Below are 21033 nucleotides of genomic sequence, written 5' to 3'. Positions count from 1 at the left end.
GGTAACGTTGAACCCGGAACGGGAAAAACAGGCGGCTTAAATTAACCGGGGGTGACAACTACCTTGACACTTACCGCGTGTGCTGCTTACGCGTCTTCTTTATGGTTGATGCTGGCTTTGTCATGTGAGCTACCTCTGGTTGAGAGTTTACTCACTTAGTCGCGTGTCCACTATTGCTGGGTAAGATCAGTTACCCTGAACCCGGAACGGGAAAAACAGGCGGCTTAAATTAACCGGGAATGACAACTACCTTGATACCTACCACCGGGCCGGAACCACCAAAACGCGGTGACTGGATATGCCTGAACCTGTGGTTTTCCCCGCAATCGGTAAGTTCCCGGTCAGAGAGACTCCCCTTGTCGGGATATATTTATGGTTCATTGTAACCTTAAATATTATACGGACACTTATTACTAATAGAGTGAATAATTCCATTTGTAACAAACCATGTTAATTATTAAAAAAATGATCCGTTCAGCTGAATTTATTAATCATTAACGCACTGCTTAAAGATTAAAGTACCGTAATCGCCGTGGTATCACCCGACACCGTGGCATGCACAACCGCTTTACACTTTGCTTACCCTTCCATTACTTCTATTATTGATATTAAAAATAATTCTCATTAGTATTTTAATTCAAAAAAACATGCAGAAACTTTACTCTTTTATGGCAAATAAATCATTGAAATACTCGCTTCTGGCATCTCTGGTGGCAGGCAATTTTATTACCCCTTTGTCTAACGCAGCCGATACTTCAGATCAGAATGTCATGCAAAACATCAGAGAGCCGGTTAAAAAACAGCCCTCCTCTGAAACAAAAAAAGTACTCATTCCTGAGGCGAAAAAAGAGGACGGCCCCCCGCTGGTAGTGACTGGTCGGCTACAGACGCTGCAGGCCCCGGGCGTCTCGATCATCGATCAGGAAGCTATTAAAAAACATCCCATCCAGCGCGATGTATCCGAAATTATCCGTACTATGCCAGGCGTTAATCTGACGGGAAACTCCACCAGCGGCCAGCGGGGTAACAACCGACAGATTGATATTCGCGGTATGGGGCCGGAGAACACGCTGATCCTGATTGATGGCATGCCAGTCAGCAGCCGTAACTCAGTACGCTACGGCTGGCGTGGTGAACGCGATACCCGTGGTGACAGCAACTGGGTACCTCCGGAAATGATCGACCATATAGAGGTTATCCGTGGCCCGGCCGCGGCATTGTATGGTAACGGTGCCATGGGGGGCGTGGTCAATATTGTGACCAGGCCCGCTGGGAAAACCTGGCATGGCAGCTTTAATAGTTATTACAACGTCCCGGAGCACAAACAGGAAGGTGCGACTAAACGTGAAAACTTCGACCTGAGTGGCGGGCTGACCGATAACCTGACCATGCGGCTGTATGGCAACTGGAGTAAAACCCAGGCCGATGGTCAGAACATTAACGACGGTCATTCCGCAGAGCGTACCGGAAAATATGCCGGTATGGTTCCGGCCGGCCGTGAAGGGGGCGTTAATAAAAATATTAACGGTGTATTGCGCTGGGAATTTGCCCCAATGCAGGCGCTGGAATTAGATGCAGGCTACAGCCGTCAGGGTAACCTGTATGCCGGAGACACTCAGAATACTAACAACACCACTCTGACCAAAGCTTATTACGGTAAGGAAACTAATATTATTTATCGCCAGACTCTGGCGCTTAAGTACACCGGTGCCCGGGACAATGGTGTCACCACCAATAACTACATACAGTTTGAAAAAACCCGTAATACCCGACTGAAAGAAGGCTTATCCGGAGGGGTGGAAGGGCTGTTTTCCTCCATTGATGAAGGCTTTGCAACCATTAATCTGAATGATACTAATCTCCACTCGGATATTAATATTCCGATTAGCGGCCGGGTACAGCAGAATCTGACCTTTGGTGCTGAATTTAATCACCAGACGATGAAAGATCCGACATCGAATACTCTGGCAGCAACATCAGATATTGACGGCGTATCTGGCAGCTACCGTAGTGAATACAGCTCGGCAAATATCTGGGGTATCTATACCGAAGATAATATCGACCTGACCGACTCAACTCGTCTGACCCCGGGAATTCGCTTAAATCATCAGTCCTATACCGGTAGTAATGTCAGTCCGTCTCTGAATCTGTCACAGGATCTGGGTGGCGACTTTACCCTGAAGATGGGAATTGCCAGGGCATGGAAGGCTCCGAATCTGTACCAGACTAACCCGAACTATCTGCTGTACAGCAGCGGCAATGGTTGCTATGACACAGGTTCCAGTTGCTACCTGCAGGGCAATAAAAACCTGAAGGCTGAAACCAGTATCAACAAAGAAATCGGCATTGAATACCATCATGAACGTGTTCAGGCCGGTCTGACCTGGTACCGTAACGATTACCGTAACAAAATCGAAGCCGGCACCAGTTCTGCCTACTACAACGGTACTTCCAACGTCTATCAGTGGACTAACGTACCGAAATCAGTGGTACAAGGGCTGGAAGGGACCTTTAATTTCCCGATCAGTGATCGGGTGACTATGAATAATAATTTCACCTATATCATTGATAACGAGAATAAATCCACCGGTGATTATCTGTCGATAATTCCTAAATTCACCATAAACTCAGAGCTGGACTGGCAGGCAACTAACGATTTAGCCGTTCAGGGAACCATGACCTGGTATGGCAGACAGAAACCGCAAAAATATAATACTCAGGGTGTGGCAACTTCCGGCAGCGAAACCTGGCAGGTGAACCCTTATGCGGTGTTCGGGTTCAGCGCTGTCTACAGTGTGAATAAAAATATGGATGTGACCGCAGGTATCGATAACCTGCTGGATAAACGTCACTACCGTGAAGGTAATGCGTTAACCACAGGTTCCAACGGAACTTACGCCTATGGCGCCGGTGCCCGGACCTACAATGAATCAGGGCGGACCTACTACATGGAACTGGGAATGCACTTCTGATCGTCAGTGCGACAGGGGCGGTGAGCTGCTGCCCTGCCCCGAAGGCTGTCAGCCCCTATCTGACGGAGTTAACCTGATACCGCCCAGCTCTGCCGGCGGTATTGCTATTGGAGAGTGATGTTCATGAATGCTTCTGGCCGCAGGCTGGCTGACTATAAAAATCTGATCTTACTGGTTTGCATTAGCGGATCTATGGCCGGTGCCTGTTCTGTGGCGGATGCCAGGCCGAATATGGCCCCGCTGGGACCCAACATTGCTGATAAAGGTTCGGCAGTGTATCACTTCAGGGTCAAAAGTTTCGATTCGACTGACGGGCAGCGACATTACAGAGTGTGGACTGCGATTCCGGATAAAGCACCGCCGGTGAAAGGGTATCCGGTGCTGTATATGCTGGACGGCAACGCGGTGATGGATAAACTCTCTGAACCGCTGCTGGAAAAGCTGTCGCAACATAATCCGCCGGTGATTGTTGCGGTCGGTTATCAGACCAACCTGCCTTTCGATCTTAAAGGCCGGACCTACGATTATACTCCGGCGGTGACTTCCGGGAACGGTTCATCGCAGCAGCAGGATCGCCGCGGCAGGCCCGCCGGAGGAAGTCTGGTGTTTCGCAAACTACTGGAAGGCACTATCGCGCCGCAGGCAGAAAATAATCTGCCACTGAATACCGCACAACGTGGGGTATGGGGCCACTCATTCGCCGGACTGTGGGTGCTGGATTCTTATGTTCATTCGGATTTCTTTCATCAGTATTACTCCGCCAGTCCGTCGTTGGGACAGATGGACTTTAATTTGCTGACACTGATGACATCACTTCCGGCTGACCGGCTACGGAATAAACATCTGTTTCTGATGGAAGGTGACGGAGATCTGCAGCGGAAAAATACGGCTCCGGGTAATGATATCCTGGCAGCGGTCAGTAAAAGCGTCTCTCAGTTGCATGATAAAGGCGTTACGGCGAGTTATCTATTGTTTCCCGGTCTGAGTCACGGTCAGATGTTCCCGGCATCACTGGAAGAGGCACTGTTGCGGGTATCACAGCAGCCGTAACTGCGGTTTTACGACGGAGGGCCGGCCCTCCGTCAGCTTCAGCTTACTGTGCTTTCAGAACCACCACTGCGTAGCGGCACAATCGATCGTTGCCGTGAGTAAAAATACAATCCGCAGGATCTTCTGATTCCAGGCCGTCGCCGCAAATCGCAAAAAAATAAAAAATTCACGTAATCGCGTGGTTTTTTTATTCCGGACTGCCCCGGCTGGTTTTAAAAAAAGCAACTCATCGTGGATGGACAGTGAATACCCGGCAGTAAAACGGGCTAAAGTTCGCGAAAAATATCAGTACCCTGTCAAAAATATCCCCCGGTACCCGCTTCTTAAAAGCCTTCAGCAAACGGCTAATGATATCCACCGACAATTGTCACGAAAGCACGTCGTATCCTTTTATCAATTTTCAGATTACGTTATCGCGCTGGAACATTGTAACTGCCTTGTTTTATCAGGCTTTATGAGTGGAAAGTAGTATGCTGGTTTCCGTATTCTGAATTCCTTCGATACGCCTGACCCGGCCCAGTATCCGGTCAAAGTTTTCCAGTGAATCCGAGCGAAGCTCAACTAATAAATCCCATTTACCATTGGTCGTGTGCAGTGTATAAACCGCCGGATCGCCACGCAGTTGCTGAAGTACCGTTTTCGCTTTTGTTCCTTCTACCGCGACATTCATCCAGGCCCTGATTTTGTTCTGTTCGACACCCGGTTTTACTTTGACGGTATAACCGGTTATGACGCCTTCGTTTTCCAGCGCTTCCATACGTTTCTGGACGGTAGCACGGGATACTTTCATTGTTGCTGCAAGTTCAGTTACTGATGCCCGTGCATTTTCACGCAGCAGCGCCACAAGGTGTTTGTCTGTATCTTTCATCTCAAAATGATTTTCTGCATTTACATATTGCTAATAAATATATCTTTTTGGCCTTTTTATCAACTTATATAAGACAAATTAATGTTTCATACTGTTGTTTCAGGACCACAGGGAGAATCTTTAATGACGCGATTTATTGATACGCATGATATGAGTAAGCTGGTAAACCTGTCCGGCGTAGCCGGATTTATCAGACAGCTGGTTGATTATATTGAGTATGATTTTTTACGTTGGGGAGAATTTGATAAAACACCACGGGTGGCAAGCCATTCTGATATTGGTGTGATTGAGCTGATGCCGGCGGCTGACTCTGCATATTACGGCTTCAAATACGTGAACGGGCACCCTCAGAATACCCTTCATAATCAGCTAACCGTTATGGCTTTTGGCGCGCTGGCAGAAATTGCGACCGGCTACCCGCTCCTGTTGAGCGAATTCACGCTTGCCACCGCGCTACGCACAGCAGCAACATCGGTACTGGCTGCCAAATATCTGATGCGTAAAAACGCACGACATATGGCCGTAATTGGTAACGGAGCACAGAGCGAGTTTCAGATAATCGCGTTCAGTGAAGTCCTGAAACTCACGGATTTCTGGCTTTACGATGTCGATGATACAGCCACAGAAAAACTGGCCGCTAATCTCAGGGATTATGCTGGCATTAACCTGCATTTCTGCCGCAGTGTTGATGAAGCCGTGGCACAGGCCGATGTTATTACCACCATTACTGCTGATAAAACCAATGCGACCATTATTTCTGCTGCACAGGTTAAGCCGGGTATGCATCTCAACGCAGTTGGCGGCGACTGTCCGGGCAAAACAGAGCTTGAAGCCCGGATACTCAGTGAAGCAGATATTTTCGTCGAATTTACCCCGCAGTCACGTATAGAAGGCGAAATACAGCAGATGCCGGACGATTTTTCCGTTACGGAGCTTTGGCAGGTGCTCAGAGGAGAGCGTCCCGGCAGAAAGAGCGATACAGCGGTGACCGTATTTGATTCAGTCGGGTTTGCCATTGAAGACTTCTCGACGCTCCGCCTGATCAATGACATGGCCCGGCAACACCATATTGGCAGCACTGTCCGTCTGGTTCCTGCCCCGGCTAACCCCCGCGACCTTTACCGTTTTCTGAAACACCCGGAGTAACATTCAAGATGCAAACAACACATTCTGTTCTGATGGTACGTCCGGCGGCTTTTAAAGGAAATCCCGAGACACGTCTGAGTAATTCTTTCCAGAAAACATTAAGTCAGGTTCCTGACGTCGCAGAGCTTGCAAGGACCGCTTTCGATGGTTACGTCACGGCACTTGAGGAGGCAGGGGTTAATGTCAAGGTGATAGATGAGGATACAGCCCGGGATACACCCGACTCCCTGTTTCCCAACAACTGGATAGCCATGATGGGAGACGGCACTATATATACGTTTCCGATGGAAGCGAAAAATCGCCGGCGAGAACGCAGGCAGGATATCATCGCCGACCTGACGCAAGACTATATTGTTAACCGAAGAATTGACCTGTCTGTTTTTGAAGAAAAAGGTCTTTATCTCGAAGGAACCGGGTCACTTATTCTGGATCATGATCATCGTATCGCCTACGCATGCCGATCGTCGCGCAGTTCGGAAGTGGCAGCCAAAGAATTTGAAAGAATATCAGGTTACCGTATGCACTGGTTCAATGCATATGACCGCCATCAGCAGCCTGTTTATCATACTAACGTGATGATGAGCCTTGGGAAAAAATATGCCATCGTCTGTCTTGAATCCCTCTCGTCCGGAGCGGAACGACAGCGGCTGCTCGCATCTCTTCAGCGTACCGGCAAAGAAGTTATCGACGTGACCTGGCGCCAGATGGAAGCCTTTGTCTGTAACGTTATTGAGCTAAAAGACTGTCACGGCCAGCCGGTATACGCCATGTCTGGCCGGGCATGGGCATCCTTCACGCCGGAGCAGCAGCAGAAGATTTCAGATTACGCCCGACTCGCCCTGGCGCCTATTGACATCATTGAAGATCTGGGCGGAGGCGGTGCACGTTGTATGGTGGCTGAAATATTTCTGGAAAAGAAAATGCCGGTACCTGAAACCTGTAATCATTATTAGTGACAGCCTGACCCGGGGTGTCGTGCCCGGGTAACTTTCAGGCAGCAGCAGAGTATTTCAGACAGTTATCTTCCACAATAATAACAGGCAAACTGTTCACTCTCCGGGCTGTGTGGGTTTCCTGTATAGCCGTCATATAAAAATATAAACAGATTGAAGGTAATTTCAGCAGCTGAATCAATAATGTCTATACTGTTATACTATCAAGACTATTTGGAGAAACAGTAATGAAACTAAAGCACTTATGCTTATTGACTGCTGTCACGAGTATTATTTCTATACCTGTAAGCTATGCCGCTACCAGTAATTCTCCTGACCAGGCCAAACTTCATCGCTGTGCAGACCCTGTATTCTATGCACAGACCTCTGATCATGATAAAGAAGTAGAGGTCTGTATTATTCAGTCAGAGGTATCATACTCATTCGGCCAGACCGTCTCAGGTGTAACACAACAAAAAAATATTGTTGTCCCGAAAAGGAATACATCATTTATTAGCCAGGGGGATAAAAAACATAGCCTTAATGCGTTCACAGTCTACAATGAAAACACTGCCTATCAGGTTGCATACGGCACGAATGATACAGGGGCGCCTTTTGCGACTCTTGATATCTATAATAATGCTTCCGGTGATAAACATGCTATAAGCCATATTAATTTTGACCCGGATACAGTTATTGGCAATATCAGCTATGAACTCTCCGGTCAGGGTATACCGGCAGAAAAACCATAATAAACAGAACAATGGCGGATATTTTTATATTTAAATAGCCGTCATTGTTTATTAAAAATGATGACGTTAGCGTATAACTTGCTGTTGCATCTGACAGGAATGTTCGTCAGCCACCTGCCCGGCATATAAATATCCAGCCGGTTTTGATGACGGACACTTATGCGACCATCACTGGCCTTGCCTGTTAAACAGACTCCTGTCGTATTAGCAGCTATAGCACACCCGGCAGACAAAGATAAGCCAGCGACTCATCCCTCACCCTGTTATGACCTTATCCGTCAGACACATCCGGCTTATCCGCAGAGAGTGAATACGGTTACCGCTGTATTGCCCTGTGTTGCTGCGAAAATTAACCGGGTGTACTTGCCCTGACTTTAAGCACACCGGGCATTTCAATATATTTGTCACCGGGCACATCATTAAGCAAATCGAGAAGGGCTTTGCCGGCCCTGTTTCCGATATCATGCCAGGGGAACTCAACTGTCGTTAAAGACGGAGAACATACCTTTGATAAGCTGCTTCCCCCCAGACTGGCAATGGCAAGAGTATCAGGGACTTTTATACCTGCATTATGGCAGGCCATCATACACCCACAGGCTATTTCATCCGAGGTACAAATTAACCCGTCGAGGTCACTCCAGGTAATCATCAGATCGCTGAACACATTCAGCCCGGTGGTGATAGCTGAAGGCAGATGAGTGGCTACTACCCTGTGCGGAGAACGATTCAGGGAAAGCATAGCTGTATTCCAGCCACTCAATATCTGACGAGACATCCTGTTGTTCGCGGGGGTACAAAGCAACGCAATATTTTTTAAAGAGGCGGCAGACAGTTGTGTCACAAGCATTCTGACTGCCTTAGCATAATCCACGCCGATACTGATCCCGACCGAATGCGGATTCAGCGCACCAATATCGAGTATCGGTACCTCAGTATGTGACAGCAGCCGGCTGCAGCTGTCGATAGTGTCAGTATTAAACTGAATAATCGCCGCCGGGTTGTAGGCAAGAATTTTCTCAAAAGCTTTATATTCAGTGCGGCCATCATTACCGGATTCCATTAGCATCATGGTATACCCCTGTCCGGACAGCACAGCCTGCAATGATTCTGATATTGTTAAAAAGCCCGGTGAAGAAAACGCCGGGGCCACAACCAGTATAAGATCTGAATGTACCGAAGCCAGATTACGTGCCTGGAGATTCGGTACATAACCAAGCTGACGGACGGCTGCATCAATACGGGCTCGCAGCTCGGAATTCACTTTTTCAGGCATTCTCAATGCCCGCGAGACAGTCATTGCACTCACGCCGACGAACTCAGCCACTTCCGTCAGGGTAATTTTACCCGTCCCCTTGCGGCGTTTTTCTTTCGGACTACTGTCTGCGTCTGAAATTTGCAAAAAAACTCCGACTGTTTAAAAAACAGGAAATTGAGAACCATTATCTACGGCTGATAGTATAACTTAGTATAGGACAGGTGTAAGAACATTCTAAATTATGTTACCCGCAACCCAAATTTTAACTCTCCGGAATGTTAGCGCTAACTTCGGGAGTCTGATCACAGTTGTGTTCTGTCTGACTGTTTATAGTTCGCCATATCGGGGTTCAGAGGGAAGATATAATCAGTAATAAGAACACATTAAAAAAACACACCTGCTGATATAACGGATAACCTTACAGACATCTCCCGGACTGAGGGGAAAAATATAAACAGCAGCTATTAAAATTAACTAATGGAACACGAAAGACGTAATAATAAACTGACTCTTATATACCAGCCAGCCGATAAACAGATAAAACTTATAACTCTGCGGCGGTACGGGACGGATGCCCGGAAAACATATGAAATAACTTTAAATGACAGGATTAGTCAGGCCAGACATAAAGACATATAAAAGGGAAACACAATGAATAAAGCACTGATTGTATGTGGTAACGGACCAGGCAGCAGCTTTATTGTCGAAATGAATGTAAAAAAATCCTGCGAGAGACAAACAGACAGGCAGATGTCAGCCACACAGATGTCAGCTCTGCAAAAAGCGAAGTGGCTGATATTATCCTCAGCGCAAAAGATATTGCCCGCCATCTCAGTGGCCATTCTGCAAAGGTCTTCGGGCTGAGTAATCTTTTGGATAATAAAAAATAACAGATATTCTGGAAGAAAACATTTGAAGGCTCGTCATCTGATTCGCGGAGTATATTATGCTTCAGTTCCTTATTTACGATGTGTTAGGGACACCGGCGATATTGGTCGGCGTGTTTTCACTGACCGGACTATTATTACAAAAGAGAGCCATCTCTGAAATTATTGCCGGTACATTAAAAACAATAATGGGTTTTGTTATTCTGACTGCCGGTGCAGGTATCATCGCCAGTACATTAACAACCTTCAGTCAGTTATTTGAACACTCTTTCCACCTTCAGGGCGTCGTTCCTAATACTGATGCCATGGCGGTCCTGGCACAGAAAGATTACGGTACTGCTACCGCCATGATTATGGTATCAGGGATGCTTATCAATATCCTCCTCGCACGCCTGACACCATTGAAATATATTTTCCTGACCGGGCATCATACGCTCTATATGGCTGCAATGCTGGCCGTGGTCTTATCTGCCGGAGGTTTGTCAGCTCCCATTGTGGTGGCAGCCGGCTCAATCACTCTTGGCGCAATGATGGTTATTTCACCGGCCATTCTACAGCCCTTTACCCGGAAAATTACTCACTCTGACGACCTCGCATTGGGGCATTTTGGCTCAGCCGGCTACCTGCTCGCCGCCCTTATTGGTAAAGTCACAGGGAAAGGAAGCCCTTCGATTGAAGAGGTTAAGGTTCCTGACTCCCTGAACTTCCTGCGAGACTCGTCTGTCGCAATAGCACTCACCATGATGGCCCTTTTTCTGGTGTTAGTGACCGTTGCGGGTAAATCCTTTGTTGAAGAAACCCTGAGCGCAGGTCAGAACTATATTATCTTCGCCGTTATTCAGTCCCTTACTTTTGCCGCTGGCGTCTATATCATTCTGGCAGGCGTACGTATGGTGATAGCTGAAATTGTACCGGCGTTTAAAGGTATTGCTGACAAATTAGTGAAAAATGCAAAACCCGCGCTGGACTGTCCGACCGTTTTCCCTTTTGCCCCCAATGCAGTCATCGTCGGATTTCTGTCCAGTTTTTCTGCAGGGCTGGTAAGTATGTTTCTCTGCCCGCTGTTCGGTCTGAGTGTCATCGTCCCCGGGCTGGTTCCGCATTTTTTTTGCGGTGCAACGGCGGGGGTTTACGGCAACATCACTGGCGGGCGCCGCGGTGCAGTGGCCGGCTCTTTTTCCCACGGCCTGCTGATTTCGTTCCTGCCAGCCATTCTGTTACCGATGATGGGCAATATGGGGCTGAGCTCCACCACCTTTGGTGATGCTGATTTCGGCATTATCGGGATTATCCTGAGTCATATTATGACAATTTTTAACTAACTCATTTTATACGGGAGGCAATTTATGCATGCAAAATTTTCACCTTCATTAATGTGTATGGACCTGACACAGTTCAGAGAACAGATCCTTGCAATGAATAACAAAGCCGATTTTTATCATGTCGATATTATGGATGGTAACTATGTCCGTAATATCACCCTCTCCCCTTTCTTTATTGAGAATCTGAAAAAAATCACTACAGTCCCTATTGATGTCCATCTGATGGTTAACCATCCGGAAGATATTATTCCCCTGTGTCTGAATGCCGGCGCTGACATTATCAGCTTCCACCCGGAGACGGCGAATAACAAAATATTTCGACTGCTTAATCTGATTAAAGATGCCGGCAGAAAATGTGGTGTGGTGCTTAACCCGGCGACTCCGGCAGAAAGTATTAGTGAATATGCACACCTGCTGGACAAAGTGACTGTGATGTCCGTAGACCCCGGTTACGCAGGCCAGAAATTCATCCCGCAGTCACTGAGAAAAATAAAAAAACTCATCAGTATGCGTGAGAATAATAATTACCACTACCTGACTGAAATTGACGGGTCATGTAATGAAAAAACATTCGCCAGGATCGCAACATCAGGGGTGGATGTATATATCGTTGGAACCTCCGGCCTGTTTTCTTTGCATTCAGATATCGGGCTGGCATGGGATAGAATGCTGGATATATTCCGAAACCAGACTGACCACTGACACCACAGGAAATATATTCAGGTCATGGTGTATATACGGTAATTAACTATCACCCATTAGTAAAGAAGGTAAGTTATGGATATTTCCGAAGTGCTTTCTGTCAATAATATCTGTTCAGAGATGATGGCCACAACCAAACAGCAAGCCATCGAAGAACTTACAAATATGTTAGTCAGGGATGGTGCCATAATTAACAAAGATGAATTTATCCGCGATGTATGGCTGCGTGAAGCCCAGGGTTCAACCGGTTTCGAAAATCATATTGCTATTCCGCATGGAAAATCATCGGGAGTCGCCCGTACTGCCCTGGCTATCGGACGCACCCGGCAACAAATCCCCTGGGAAACGATGGATGGCAGCGATGTCCGCTGTATTATCCTGTTTGCTGTTCGCCCGGAAGATCAAAACACTGCCCATATCCGTTTATTAGCACAGGTTTCAGCCTCACTGGCCGATGAAGAAATCATATCCAGATTACTTAAGGAAACGGAACCAAAAAAAATTATTCAGTTATTTAATTCTGAAGATAAATAGCATCACCGCTGATGTTATCCGGCAGCGGATTTCGCCCGTGATGCAATAAGTTAAAAACATTGAAACATTATGGAGAATACCGATGAATATTGTAGGCGTTACTGCTTGTACCGTAGGCATTGCACATACCTATATTGCGCAGAAAAAGATTGAGATTGCCGCCAAAAAGGCCGGGCATAATGTGAAGATCGAAACCCAGGGTACCATTGGCATCGAAAATCCCCTGACTGCTGATGAAATTGCCAGCGCAGATATCGTGCTGTTAGCTGCTGACGTGCAGATTTCCGGAGAAGAGCGTTTCGCGGGGAAAAAAATCGTTAAAGTTTCCACCGAAATCGCAGTCAAATCGCCGAACAAACTGATCGAAAAACTCAGTGCATTAGTCAGTTGATAGTTATTCACTAATGCTTACCCAATATAAATTAAAGGGTGTAAGTTATGAGTATAAAAAAAATATGGAAAGCAGCGAACCCTAAAGGCCATCTGCTGACGGCTATCTCCTTTTTAATTCCCATTGTCTGCGGTTCCGGCTTTATTATTGCGATCGGGATGGGCCTCGGAGGAACTGTTCAGCAGACTTTATTGCCGGGCCAGTTTGATTTATGGCAGGCTTTTGCCACCCTGGGCGCCAGGGCGCTGGGACTTTTACCGGTGGTTATCGCTATCGGGATTTCCGGCTCTATCGCCGGTAAACCCGGTATTGCGCCGGGTTTTGTCACAGGACTGGCCGCGAATGAGATTAGTGCGGGGTTTATCGGTGGTATGATCGGCGGCTACATTGCCGGATATATAGCAGTTACGATTATTAAAAATGTGAAAGTCCCGGACTGGGCCCGTGGTTTAATGCCGACACTGATTGTGCCTTTTTTCGCATCGGTTATCAGCTGTCTGGTCATGCTGTATATTATAGGAACACCTATTGGTATTTTTACCGATGCTCTGACATCTTTGCTGCGAAATATGGGGACTTCCTCTAATCTGGTTCTGGGTGCGGTTATTGGTGCTTTGTGTATTGTCGACTTTGGCGGCCCGATCAATAAAACCTGTTTTGCCTTCGTTCTGACACTCCAGGCTCAGGGCATCAATGAGCCCATTACTGCCCTGCAGTTGGTTAATACAGCAACACCTGTTGGTTTCGGACTCGCTTATTTTATTGCCCGGCTGCTGCGTAAAAATATTTATAACAACGCAGAAATCGAAACATTAAAATCGGCAGTTCCGATGGGCATTGTGAATATTGTCGAAGGGTCCATACCTATAGTGATGAATGATATTGTTCGCGGTGTTTCTGCCGCAGCCATCGGCGGTGCCTGTGGTGGCGCTATCACGATGGTATATGGTGCTGATGCAACAGTACCCTTTGGCGGGGTTTTGATGATACCTACCATGTCACAACCTATGGCAGGTGTTATGGCATTACTGGTCAATATCCTTGTCACTGGTGTCGTCTATGCCATTATCAAGAAAAACGTGCCGCGTGACGTTATGACAGATGATAGTTCTGAAGAAGAGGATATCCATATGGATGATATAAAAATAAGCTGATGATATTGACACCTGATATGGCGTTTTTTGCTATGGGATAAAAAACAGTCTGATCTCTGCTCACGCAGACTTATATCATCTCCACAGCTCAACGCCTCGCTGAAAATACAGTTACACCGGGTGGCAAGGCGCTCTCCCCTGCCCCCGGTCATATTTTCTGCAAAGTCAGGCAATGATCGTCAGCGTTCCCGGCTACAGTGTTCGCATCATAATAATATCCCGTTGGGGATCTGAACCAACCTGAAAAATATGTTCGCCTGCTTCAGTAAAGCCGAATTTTTTATAAAAACTGATCGCTCGCGGGTTATGCTCCCATACACCAAGCCAGGCAATATCTGAACCTTTCTGCTCAAGTTCCCGCAGGCAGGCGCGCATCAGGTCATGGGCCAGGCCGCTACCATGATACTGCTTATCCATATACAAACACAGAATTTCACCCGCTTGCTGGCTATTGATACAGGCCGGAAACTCTTCCCACCGCAGCCGGGCATATCCGGCCAGCTCTCCGTGATCTTCACAGACCAGAGTGACCTGGCCGGGGGTCTGGATTTCCCTGAGCTGAATTGCTTTACCGTAACTTTCCCGGCAATGAAGTTCCATATCTTGTGCTGTATTACCGTCCTGAAAAGTATCCCGGAAGGTACGTTCTGCTAACAGAGACAGCGGCTCTGCATCGGAAGGTCTGGCACTGCGAATCAACACATCTTAGCCTTTGGTTAAACAGAATGCTTATCCTGTCCGGAGATGAAAGTCACCACCTGAAACCACCATTTCCGAACACACTATGTAAGCGCCACAGGTTACTGCCCGCCGGGAATAATATATTGATCCGGATCGAGAATTTTTCAGATCCGGATATATTCTGCGGGTAATTGGTCAGGTCCCGGGAAAAACGATTACCGCACCGGCAACCGGCTGGTGGCGGTTTTTTTCGCCAGTCACTGCGTCGATGAAAAACTGATTAGTCACTGGCCGGTTGCCCTGCAGCGGCTAACAGAACAGATAAATTTCGTAGTATATTACATACTTTATTTTTTAACCGGCGTACTGCATGTTTTACTCGATTGGTGAATTTTCCCGGCTGTGCGGGATAAATGCGACCACGCTGCGCGCCTGGCAGCGTCGTTATGGCTTACTGACCCCGCAGAGGACCGAAGGCGGGCACCGCCTGTACACAGATGATGATGTCCGGCTGGCCCTGAAAATTCTCGACTGGCTAAGAAAAGGGGTACCGGTCAGTCAGGTAAAACCCCTGCTTAGCCGCCCGGAAACCGGCCTGACCAATAACTGGCTGTCCCTGCAGGAAAAGATGCTGCAACGCCTGAAAGAGGGAAAAATCGATGCACTGCGCCAGATAGTTTATGACGCTGGCCGCGAATATCCGCGGCCGGAACTGGTGACTGAGGTTCTGCGCCCGCTGCGCAGTCAACTCTCCGCCAACATTCCGGCCATGCTCACCCTGCGGGAAATCCTCGACGGTATTATTATTGCCTACACTTCTTTTTGTCTGGAGGGTGATAAAAAAGTCGCGGGCGATAATATTCTGATCGGCGGCTGGCTGCTGGCAGACCCTTGTGAAGTCTGGCTCGAAGCGCTGAAACGGACCGGAAAAGGTCTGCGGCTGGATGTTCTTCCCCGGCCCGCTGCCACCCCGGCCCCGGTGACTTTCCCCGATAAAAAATGGTTACTGGTGACCGGTGCCCCACTGACGGCTGCACAGGCAGAGCAGTTTCAGCGCTGGCAACAGCAGGTAGCGTCTCTGGAACTGATTACCCTGTACTGACCTCTGTGGTTAACCCCTCAGGCAGACAGAGAGTCTGAACAGGGCTGATCAGTACTGTTCAGGCTGCCGGCGATGGTGATCAGCAATCACCCGCTGTCTGCGTCCCAGCCATAAACTGTTAACCCACCACAGTAATGACAGAGGCACTGCCACCCACGCCATCAGAGCCACCGGTATACCGATGGCCCCCATCGCCGCCCAGCTCCAGGCACCCACCTGATCACCCGCCCGGTACACAGCCGTATCAATAAAACTTTTCGCTTTGTATTTATCTTCCCGTTGTAACACGGTAAACAACACCTCACGCGCCGGCCGGGCCAGGGCAAAATTCCCGGCACGGCGGAATATGCTGAACAGCATGACCGCCAGCAGGGTCGGCCACAGAGATAACGATAAAAAACCGATGATGGTCAGAACCGGCAGAAAACAGAGCACCAGAGCCGTGCCATAACGGTTAAGCAACCGGCTGGCGATAAAAACCTGGGTCAGTAGTGTCAGGATATTGACCGCGAGGTCGGTGGCTGCAAAGAAAGTGGTGCGGGCATCTTCACTGTTAAACGCATGTCTGACCAAATCCGCCTGCCGAAAATACAACAGGGTCGATGTCGTGGAAAACAACAACATATACAGACAGATATTCCTGAGGTACGGCGAACGGAAAGTATGTGTGATACCGGCAAAAATACTGCCGCCGAGGGCCGGGGCGTCATTGTCGCGACTGACTGAGGTATCAGTCGCAGCGGATCGGCTCAGCCCGCAGGAATGATGAATTAACCGCCGTACACAAAATATGGCGCATAACAACAGCAGTGCCGAACACAGCAATAGTCCGCTGATATTCAGCAGACGGGCAAACAGGGTTGTCAGAAAAGAGCCCCCGATAGCACCGACAGTGGCACCGGCTGCCATCAGGGCAAACAACCGTCCGGCACGCTCGGTACTGAATAAATCCGACACCAGCACCCAGAATACGGAAACCGCATACAGGTTAAATACAGACACCCAGACAAAAAACAACCGCCCCGCCCACACCCGTTCACCGGCCGGTAACCAGTACATCAGTGCAGCAAAAATCAGTAAATTAATGACAAAAAAGTAATAAATCAGCGGGATAAGACGCTGCCGCGGAACCGAACGGGATAACGCCGAAAAGGGAATATTCAGCACCAGCATACAGAGTAATGTGGCAGTGAATAACCATTGCAGGTTATGCACTCCTCCTTCAACACCCAGCGTGTCTCTGACTGGCCGTAAAATATAGTAGGAACATAACAGGCAGAAGATATAAGCCATACACCAGAGCAAAGGCTGCCACTCTTCAGGCCTGATATTGAAAAATGCCAGTACCCGTGCTTTCGTCTGCGGCCCCTGTCTGAATTTGTTTAGATTCACCATACCGGATTAACCCGCTTTCAGGAAACCTCTGTCACTGGCAGCAACTACCGGGTCTGTTTCGGCAATATGCTGCCGGTCACGCCATCACCATACAGCAGCTAAAGCTAGGCACCTTTTGCGCAACTGTCAATTAACGGCTCAGCCTGACAGGCTGTGTTGCTGCAGTGGGAACCCGTCTGAACCGCGTATTGCACCAGGCGGGCAGCAGCACAGGAAAAATGTTTGATTATGTATATTTTTGTGTCGCTTAACCCTTCCAGGGAAAATGCCCGCGCAGGGACAGGGCGCGCCGCTCCCCGCCGGTTACTGATGGTGCCGGTCAAAACGCCGCAGCAGTATCAGTGCCAGCAACAGGAGACTCAGAGGCAGTAACAGTGCCGTCAGCAGCGGGTTGAATGACAGCAGTAACCCGAGGCTCAGTACCACCTGGTAACTGATATAGGTCAGCAATCCGGTAATGACCCCGACAGCCAGCCGCCCTCCTGCCGAGGCGCGGGGTGCATTCAGAGTGAAAGGAACGGCCAGTAACAGCATCGCCACCATCAGCACTGGCTGTCCTGCTTTTTTCCATAAACTAATCCGGTACTGGTTGTCCGGTTGTCCGGAGGATTGCAGATAACCAATATAGTGCCATAACTGCTGTACTGAGAAACTGTCCGGAGGCTGTATCAGATCCGGCAAACGCGCCGCCGGGAGTATCGGTTGCCACGCTGTCTGTTCAAGGCTGCTCAGGGTTTCCTGTCCCTGCCGCCATTGTTTCCGGGTGACCTGATGCAAGGTCCAGAAACCATTTTTTTCAGGGGTTGCGGTACGGGCATAGCAGTAGCGGTTAAGGGTGAAGTCCGGATTGTAGATGAAAATCTCAATATCAAACGGCTCACCGGCTGCATCCGGATATCTGAGGGTAACAAATTGATTATTTCGCCGCGCCCATAAGGTATTTTTACCCTCCGGCAGATCGGTCTGAGCGCGTGCTTTGATCACCAGCGCCTGTTGCTGCAGAGGTGCAGCAATCCACTGATCGACCGCCGCAGATATCACGGCCGCCATCGCCCCCGCCAATAGCATCACCCGGCCAAGGGCGCAGACAGAAAGTCCTGCACTGCGCATCGCCGTCAGTTGCTGGTTTTTTGCCAGCAGCCCGAGTCCGGTAATACCACCGAGTAAGGCAATAAACGGGCCGATATCGACCAGGGTGCGCGGCACCGTCATAACCACCACCAGCAGAGCCTGCGGCCAGCGATAGCCGCTGGCAGTGACATCCTCCAGCTGACTCATCAGATTAAACGTGGAAAAAACCGGCAACAACAGAGCCGCTGAAGCCGCACAACCGAAGAACAGATAACGGATCAGGTAACGTTCGATAATCCCCATCAGACACGGTGCCGCAGTGACGAAAAGTCCCTGAACATCAGCATCAGTAAGACTGTGGCGATGCTCACCGTCACCAGCCAGCCCCCGGGGATCTCCGGCAACGAGTTATTGGCCACCAGGGTACGGCACAGATTTCCGCCATAAAATATGGCAATAAATACCAGCGTTAATGGCAACAGCGCGGCATAGCGCCCCTGGCGGGGGCGGCAGCGGCTCAGAGGCACCGCAAGCAACACCATCATCAGGGTATTGATGCCGCGGCTTTGTCGCCATTGCAATTCTGCGATATTTCCGGGGACCGGTACATCTAACAACTGCCTGACCGTGGCAGACTTCTGCCCAGTGCGTAGCGGTATCACCGTCGGTTTCAGCGCCATTTGCAACACATTATAATGTTGCAGGTTATCATCCCTGCCCTGCCGGTCGAGACGATAGGCGGTGCCCGCCTGTAATCGCACCCCGGGACGGAGCGGGGACGGATCAGTGACAGTGACTCGTTGCGCACGGTATAAACGGGTAATATTGCCGGTGCGCGAGTAGATAAGTGCATCGGTTAACTGACGGGTAGCAGGATCAATCCCCGCGGCCAGCACCATTCTGCCACTGTTATTCTGATTAAACGTATTTGCCTGTAAATGGCTGACATCCAGTGCTGACTGTGACTGTTGCTGCAACTGGTAAATCTGGTTATACGCGCGAGGTCTGCCATACAGCGACAACACCGAAACCAGCAACGCCAGCACCACCGCCGGAAACAGTACCGCTGTATACACCCGCCACGGACTGCCACCACAGGCAAAAAATGCAGTTATTTCCGAATCCGTGTGCAGTCGCCCCAGAACCACTGCGGCAGCCACATATAATCCGACCGGTAAAAGCATTTCAAGTGAGATCACTATTTTATAAAATATTACCGCCAGAACAACCGGCAGAGCCAGGGTCCCGTTTGCCGCTTCCGTCAGATAACGTTGTGCCGAGTAGCTGGCGAACATCACCACCAGCAAGCCGCTGATCAGTATCGCCTGACGGGCTATTTCGCGCATCAGATAGCGTTCAATTACCCCCATGGTTTTTCTCCGCCATGACAGCACGCGGTTTTAGCGCCTCCTGCCGCTCCCCGGCGACCAGCTGTTGTAACAGACTGAATACCTGACGGCTGTCGGCCGCTGTCAGCGGGCCTTCCTCAACCCGTCGGACCAGGCCGCCTTTATCCAGCACAACCAGCGCACTGCTGTCTGCCTTCAGCTGCCAGCGCCTGCCGACCTGCCCGTCATTATCGATAACAAACAGGGCCCACGGATAACGTTGCTGGAGCTTTTCTATTTTCCGACGCACAAAATAACCTGTTCCGGGAACAGTATCGTCCATATTCACAATAATCACCGGCTGGAAGGCCGTGACCGGAAAGCGGGCATGCTTTACGGCGATCATCAGTTGATGATCATTGTGTTTTACGGTGCTGCGTCCGGCCATCACCAGTACGACCCTCACCTTACCTGCCAGTTCACCACTGTCCCAGGGACGGTAGCTGATACTCTGAGCACTGACAACCAGCTGACCGCGATCCCTGATCTGCAGCGGGGCCACCGGCTGGCCGTACACCAGATTATGTGCCGCCGCCGCGTGGATGATCAGCCATGGCAGCAGTATCAGATAGCGGAACAGGGTCATCGGTTACCCTCTGCCGGTAAGGAAAAAGCGGTCAGTAACTGTTCCAGACGCCGGCGGATATCACTGTCCAGTGGTGCCGGCCGATCGTAGATATCACCGCCTGACAGTTTATCAGCCACCATCTGGTCATGACGGTCCCCCATCAGGCCGTTAATCACCGCCATAAATCCGGACATCTGACGGGCATGGATATTTTCCGGGGCCAGTGAACGCAAAGTGTCATAAAAGGACAGCTGCTGGCTGACGATTTTTCTCAGCTCATGGAATTCTGCGCCACTCAGCGTCTGGCGGGTGGTTAATTGCCGCAGCCGCTGTAGCTCTGCCCGCCGGTAAACGGCAAACCCCTGCTCAGTCTCAATTTCCGTATGCTGCAGTGCATAATCAATCACTGACCAGACAGCTGTACTCAGTAGTCCGCGCAGGATATAGCCATATTTACGTAGTTGCCCCTGATTCCCGTGGCGGAAGGCATCCTGAAAGTGGCCAAGCATCACCGTCGTCATATTCAGCAAACGACCAGGCCGGTGACCGGTACTGTACAGCCGCAGGGCAAAGCGCAGGTGTTTGTAACGGGCACGGATATATTTGTAGCGCATCCGCACCGCCAGTGGCTGGTTACTGTTCTTCAGAAATGTATTGATCAGCGCCAGCAGTTCTTTACGGTGACAGCCCTCTTCCCAGAATTGCAGACAAAGGGCGTAGTTTTCATACAACACCAGTGACGGGTAGCCGAATTCAGCACAGGCCGGCAGGCTGTCTCCGGCCCCGATAACATCATCCTCTTCCACCGCCTGAAATAATAATGCCGTGGTTTCGGCAGGGAACTTTTGCCAGTGTTTACCCAT

Annotated in this window: 19 protein-coding genes and 1 pseudogene; 12 read left to right on the top strand and 8 right to left on the bottom strand. The window is 49.4% G+C overall.

Annotated elements, in window-relative coordinates:
* Positions 1–668 precede the first annotated feature (668 nt).
* A complete protein-coding gene (locus tag JK198_RS09740) occupies positions 669–2972 on the top strand; it encodes a TonB-dependent siderophore receptor (protein WP_212710464.1) in 2304 nt (767 codons plus the stop codon).
* 123 nt (positions 2973–3095) lie between these two features.
* On the top strand, positions 3096–4022 hold the full coding sequence (locus JK198_RS09735) for an alpha/beta hydrolase-fold protein (RefSeq protein ID WP_249213292.1): 927 nt from the start codon (positions 3096–3098) through the stop codon (positions 4020–4022).
* A gap of 445 nt (positions 4023–4467) precedes the next feature.
* Here JK198_RS09735 and JK198_RS09730 read toward each other — a convergent pair whose 3' ends face one another.
* On the bottom strand, positions 4468–4890 hold the full coding sequence (locus JK198_RS09730) for an Lrp/AsnC family transcriptional regulator (protein WP_212709337.1): 423 nt from the start codon (positions 4888–4890) through the stop codon (positions 4468–4470).
* 123 nt (positions 4891–5013) lie between these two features.
* Here JK198_RS09730 and JK198_RS09725 point away from each other — a divergent pair, with 123 nt between their 5' ends.
* The 3 genes from JK198_RS09725 to JK198_RS09715 all read left to right on the top strand — a co-directional run bounded on the left by JK198_RS09725 (position 5014) and on the right by JK198_RS09715 (position 7720).
* Positions 5014–6036, top strand: a complete 1023-nt coding sequence (locus tag JK198_RS09725) for an ornithine cyclodeaminase (protein WP_212710463.1) — start codon at positions 5014–5016, stop codon at positions 6034–6036.
* An 8-nt stretch (positions 6037–6044) separates the two neighbouring features.
* Positions 6045–6989 carry a citrulline utilization hydrolase CtlX gene (locus tag JK198_RS09720; protein ID WP_212710462.1) on the top strand — a complete coding sequence of 315 codons (945 nt, stop codon included), beginning with the start codon at positions 6045–6047 and terminating at the stop codon, positions 6987–6989.
* 227 nt (positions 6990–7216) lie between these two features.
* Positions 7217–7720, top strand: coding sequence for a hypothetical protein (locus JK198_RS09715; protein ID WP_212710461.1), 504 nt, complete (start codon positions 7217–7219; stop codon positions 7718–7720).
* Positions 7721–8069: 349 nt separating this feature from the next.
* Here the strand turns inward: JK198_RS09715 and JK198_RS09710 are convergent, their stop codons facing one another.
* A complete protein-coding gene (locus JK198_RS09710; protein ID WP_212709333.1) occupies positions 8070–9119 on the bottom strand; it encodes a LacI family DNA-binding transcriptional regulator in 1050 nt (349 codons plus the stop codon).
* Positions 9120–9626: 507 nt separating this feature from the next.
* On the opposite strand from JK198_RS09710, the pseudogene JK198_RS09705 reads away from it, so the two are divergent.
* From JK198_RS09705 to JK198_RS09680, 6 genes and pseudogenes are all read left to right on the top strand, one after another.
* Positions 9627–9891: pseudogene (locus JK198_RS09705) on the top strand (PTS sugar transporter subunit IIB).
* Positions 9892–9921: 30 nt separating this feature from the next.
* On the top strand, positions 9922–11184 hold the full coding sequence (locus JK198_RS09700) for a PTS ascorbate transporter subunit IIC (RefSeq protein ID WP_212710460.1): 1263 nt from the start codon (positions 9922–9924) through the stop codon (positions 11182–11184).
* A 24-nt stretch (positions 11185–11208) separates the two neighbouring features.
* Positions 11209–11886, top strand: a complete 678-nt coding sequence (gene alsE, locus JK198_RS09695; RefSeq protein WP_212709330.1) for a D-allulose 6-phosphate 3-epimerase — start codon at positions 11209–11211, stop codon at positions 11884–11886.
* 75 nt (positions 11887–11961) lie between these two features.
* Positions 11962–12420, top strand: a complete 459-nt coding sequence (locus tag JK198_RS09690; RefSeq protein WP_212709329.1) for a fructose PTS transporter subunit IIA — start codon at positions 11962–11964, stop codon at positions 12418–12420.
* Positions 12421–12502: 82 nt separating this feature from the next.
* On the top strand, positions 12503–12811 hold the full coding sequence (locus JK198_RS09685) for a PTS fructose transporter subunit IIB (RefSeq protein WP_212710459.1): 309 nt from the start codon (positions 12503–12505) through the stop codon (positions 12809–12811).
* A 47-nt stretch (positions 12812–12858) separates the two neighbouring features.
* Positions 12859–13965 (top strand): PTS fructose transporter subunit IIC, encoded by a 1107-nt coding sequence (locus tag JK198_RS09680; RefSeq protein WP_212710458.1) that lies wholly within the window; start codon positions 12859–12861, stop codon positions 13963–13965.
* Between the two features lie 192 nt (positions 13966–14157).
* On the opposite strand, the gene JK198_RS09675 is transcribed toward JK198_RS09680, so the two are convergent.
* On the bottom strand, positions 14158–14667 hold the full coding sequence (locus JK198_RS09675; protein ID WP_212710457.1) for a GNAT family N-acetyltransferase: 510 nt from the start codon (positions 14665–14667) through the stop codon (positions 14158–14160).
* 349 nt (positions 14668–15016) lie between these two features.
* Here JK198_RS09675 and JK198_RS09670 point away from each other — a divergent pair, with 349 nt between their 5' ends.
* Positions 15017–15748 carry a MerR family transcriptional regulator gene (locus tag JK198_RS09670; RefSeq protein ID WP_212710456.1) on the top strand — a complete coding sequence of 244 codons (732 nt, stop codon included), beginning with the start codon at positions 15017–15019 and terminating at the stop codon, positions 15746–15748.
* 48 nt (positions 15749–15796) lie between these two features.
* Here the strand turns inward: JK198_RS09670 and JK198_RS09665 are convergent, their stop codons facing one another.
* The 5 genes from JK198_RS09665 to JK198_RS09645 all read right to left on the bottom strand — a co-directional run bounded on the left by JK198_RS09665 (position 15797) and on the right by JK198_RS09645 (position 21033).
* On the bottom strand, positions 15797–17143 hold the full coding sequence (locus JK198_RS09665; protein WP_212709324.1) for an MFS transporter: 1347 nt from the start codon (positions 17141–17143) through the stop codon (positions 15797–15799).
* A 303-nt stretch (positions 17144–17446) separates the two neighbouring features.
* On the bottom strand, positions 17447–18517 hold the full coding sequence (gene lptG, locus JK198_RS09660; protein WP_212710455.1) for an LPS export ABC transporter permease LptG: 1071 nt from the start codon (positions 18515–18517) through the stop codon (positions 17447–17449).
* Complete coding sequence (lptF, locus tag JK198_RS09655; protein ID WP_212710454.1) at positions 18517–19584, bottom strand: LPS export ABC transporter permease LptF; 1068 nt, start codon at positions 19582–19584, stop codon at positions 18517–18519. Before lptF ends, lptG begins: the two co-directional genes overlap by 1 nt.
* Positions 19571–20188, bottom strand: a complete 618-nt coding sequence (locus JK198_RS09650; RefSeq protein ID WP_212709321.1) for a YtfJ family protein — start codon at positions 20186–20188, stop codon at positions 19571–19573. The genes lptF and JK198_RS09650 overlap by 14 nt, the downstream gene beginning before the upstream one ends.
* Positions 20185–21033, bottom strand: coding sequence for a hypothetical protein (locus JK198_RS09645; protein ID WP_212709320.1), 849 nt, complete (start codon positions 21031–21033; stop codon positions 20185–20187). The genes JK198_RS09650 and JK198_RS09645 overlap by 4 nt, the downstream gene beginning before the upstream one ends.

Origin of the sequence: Tatumella sp. JGM91 (assembly GCF_018257575.1) — a bacterium.
Lineage (GTDB): Bacteria > Pseudomonadota > Gammaproteobacteria > Enterobacterales > Enterobacteriaceae > Tatumella > Tatumella punctata.
The sequence above is the reverse complement of the archived record's forward strand: the minus strand, read 5'-3'. Positions and strand labels throughout refer to the sequence as shown.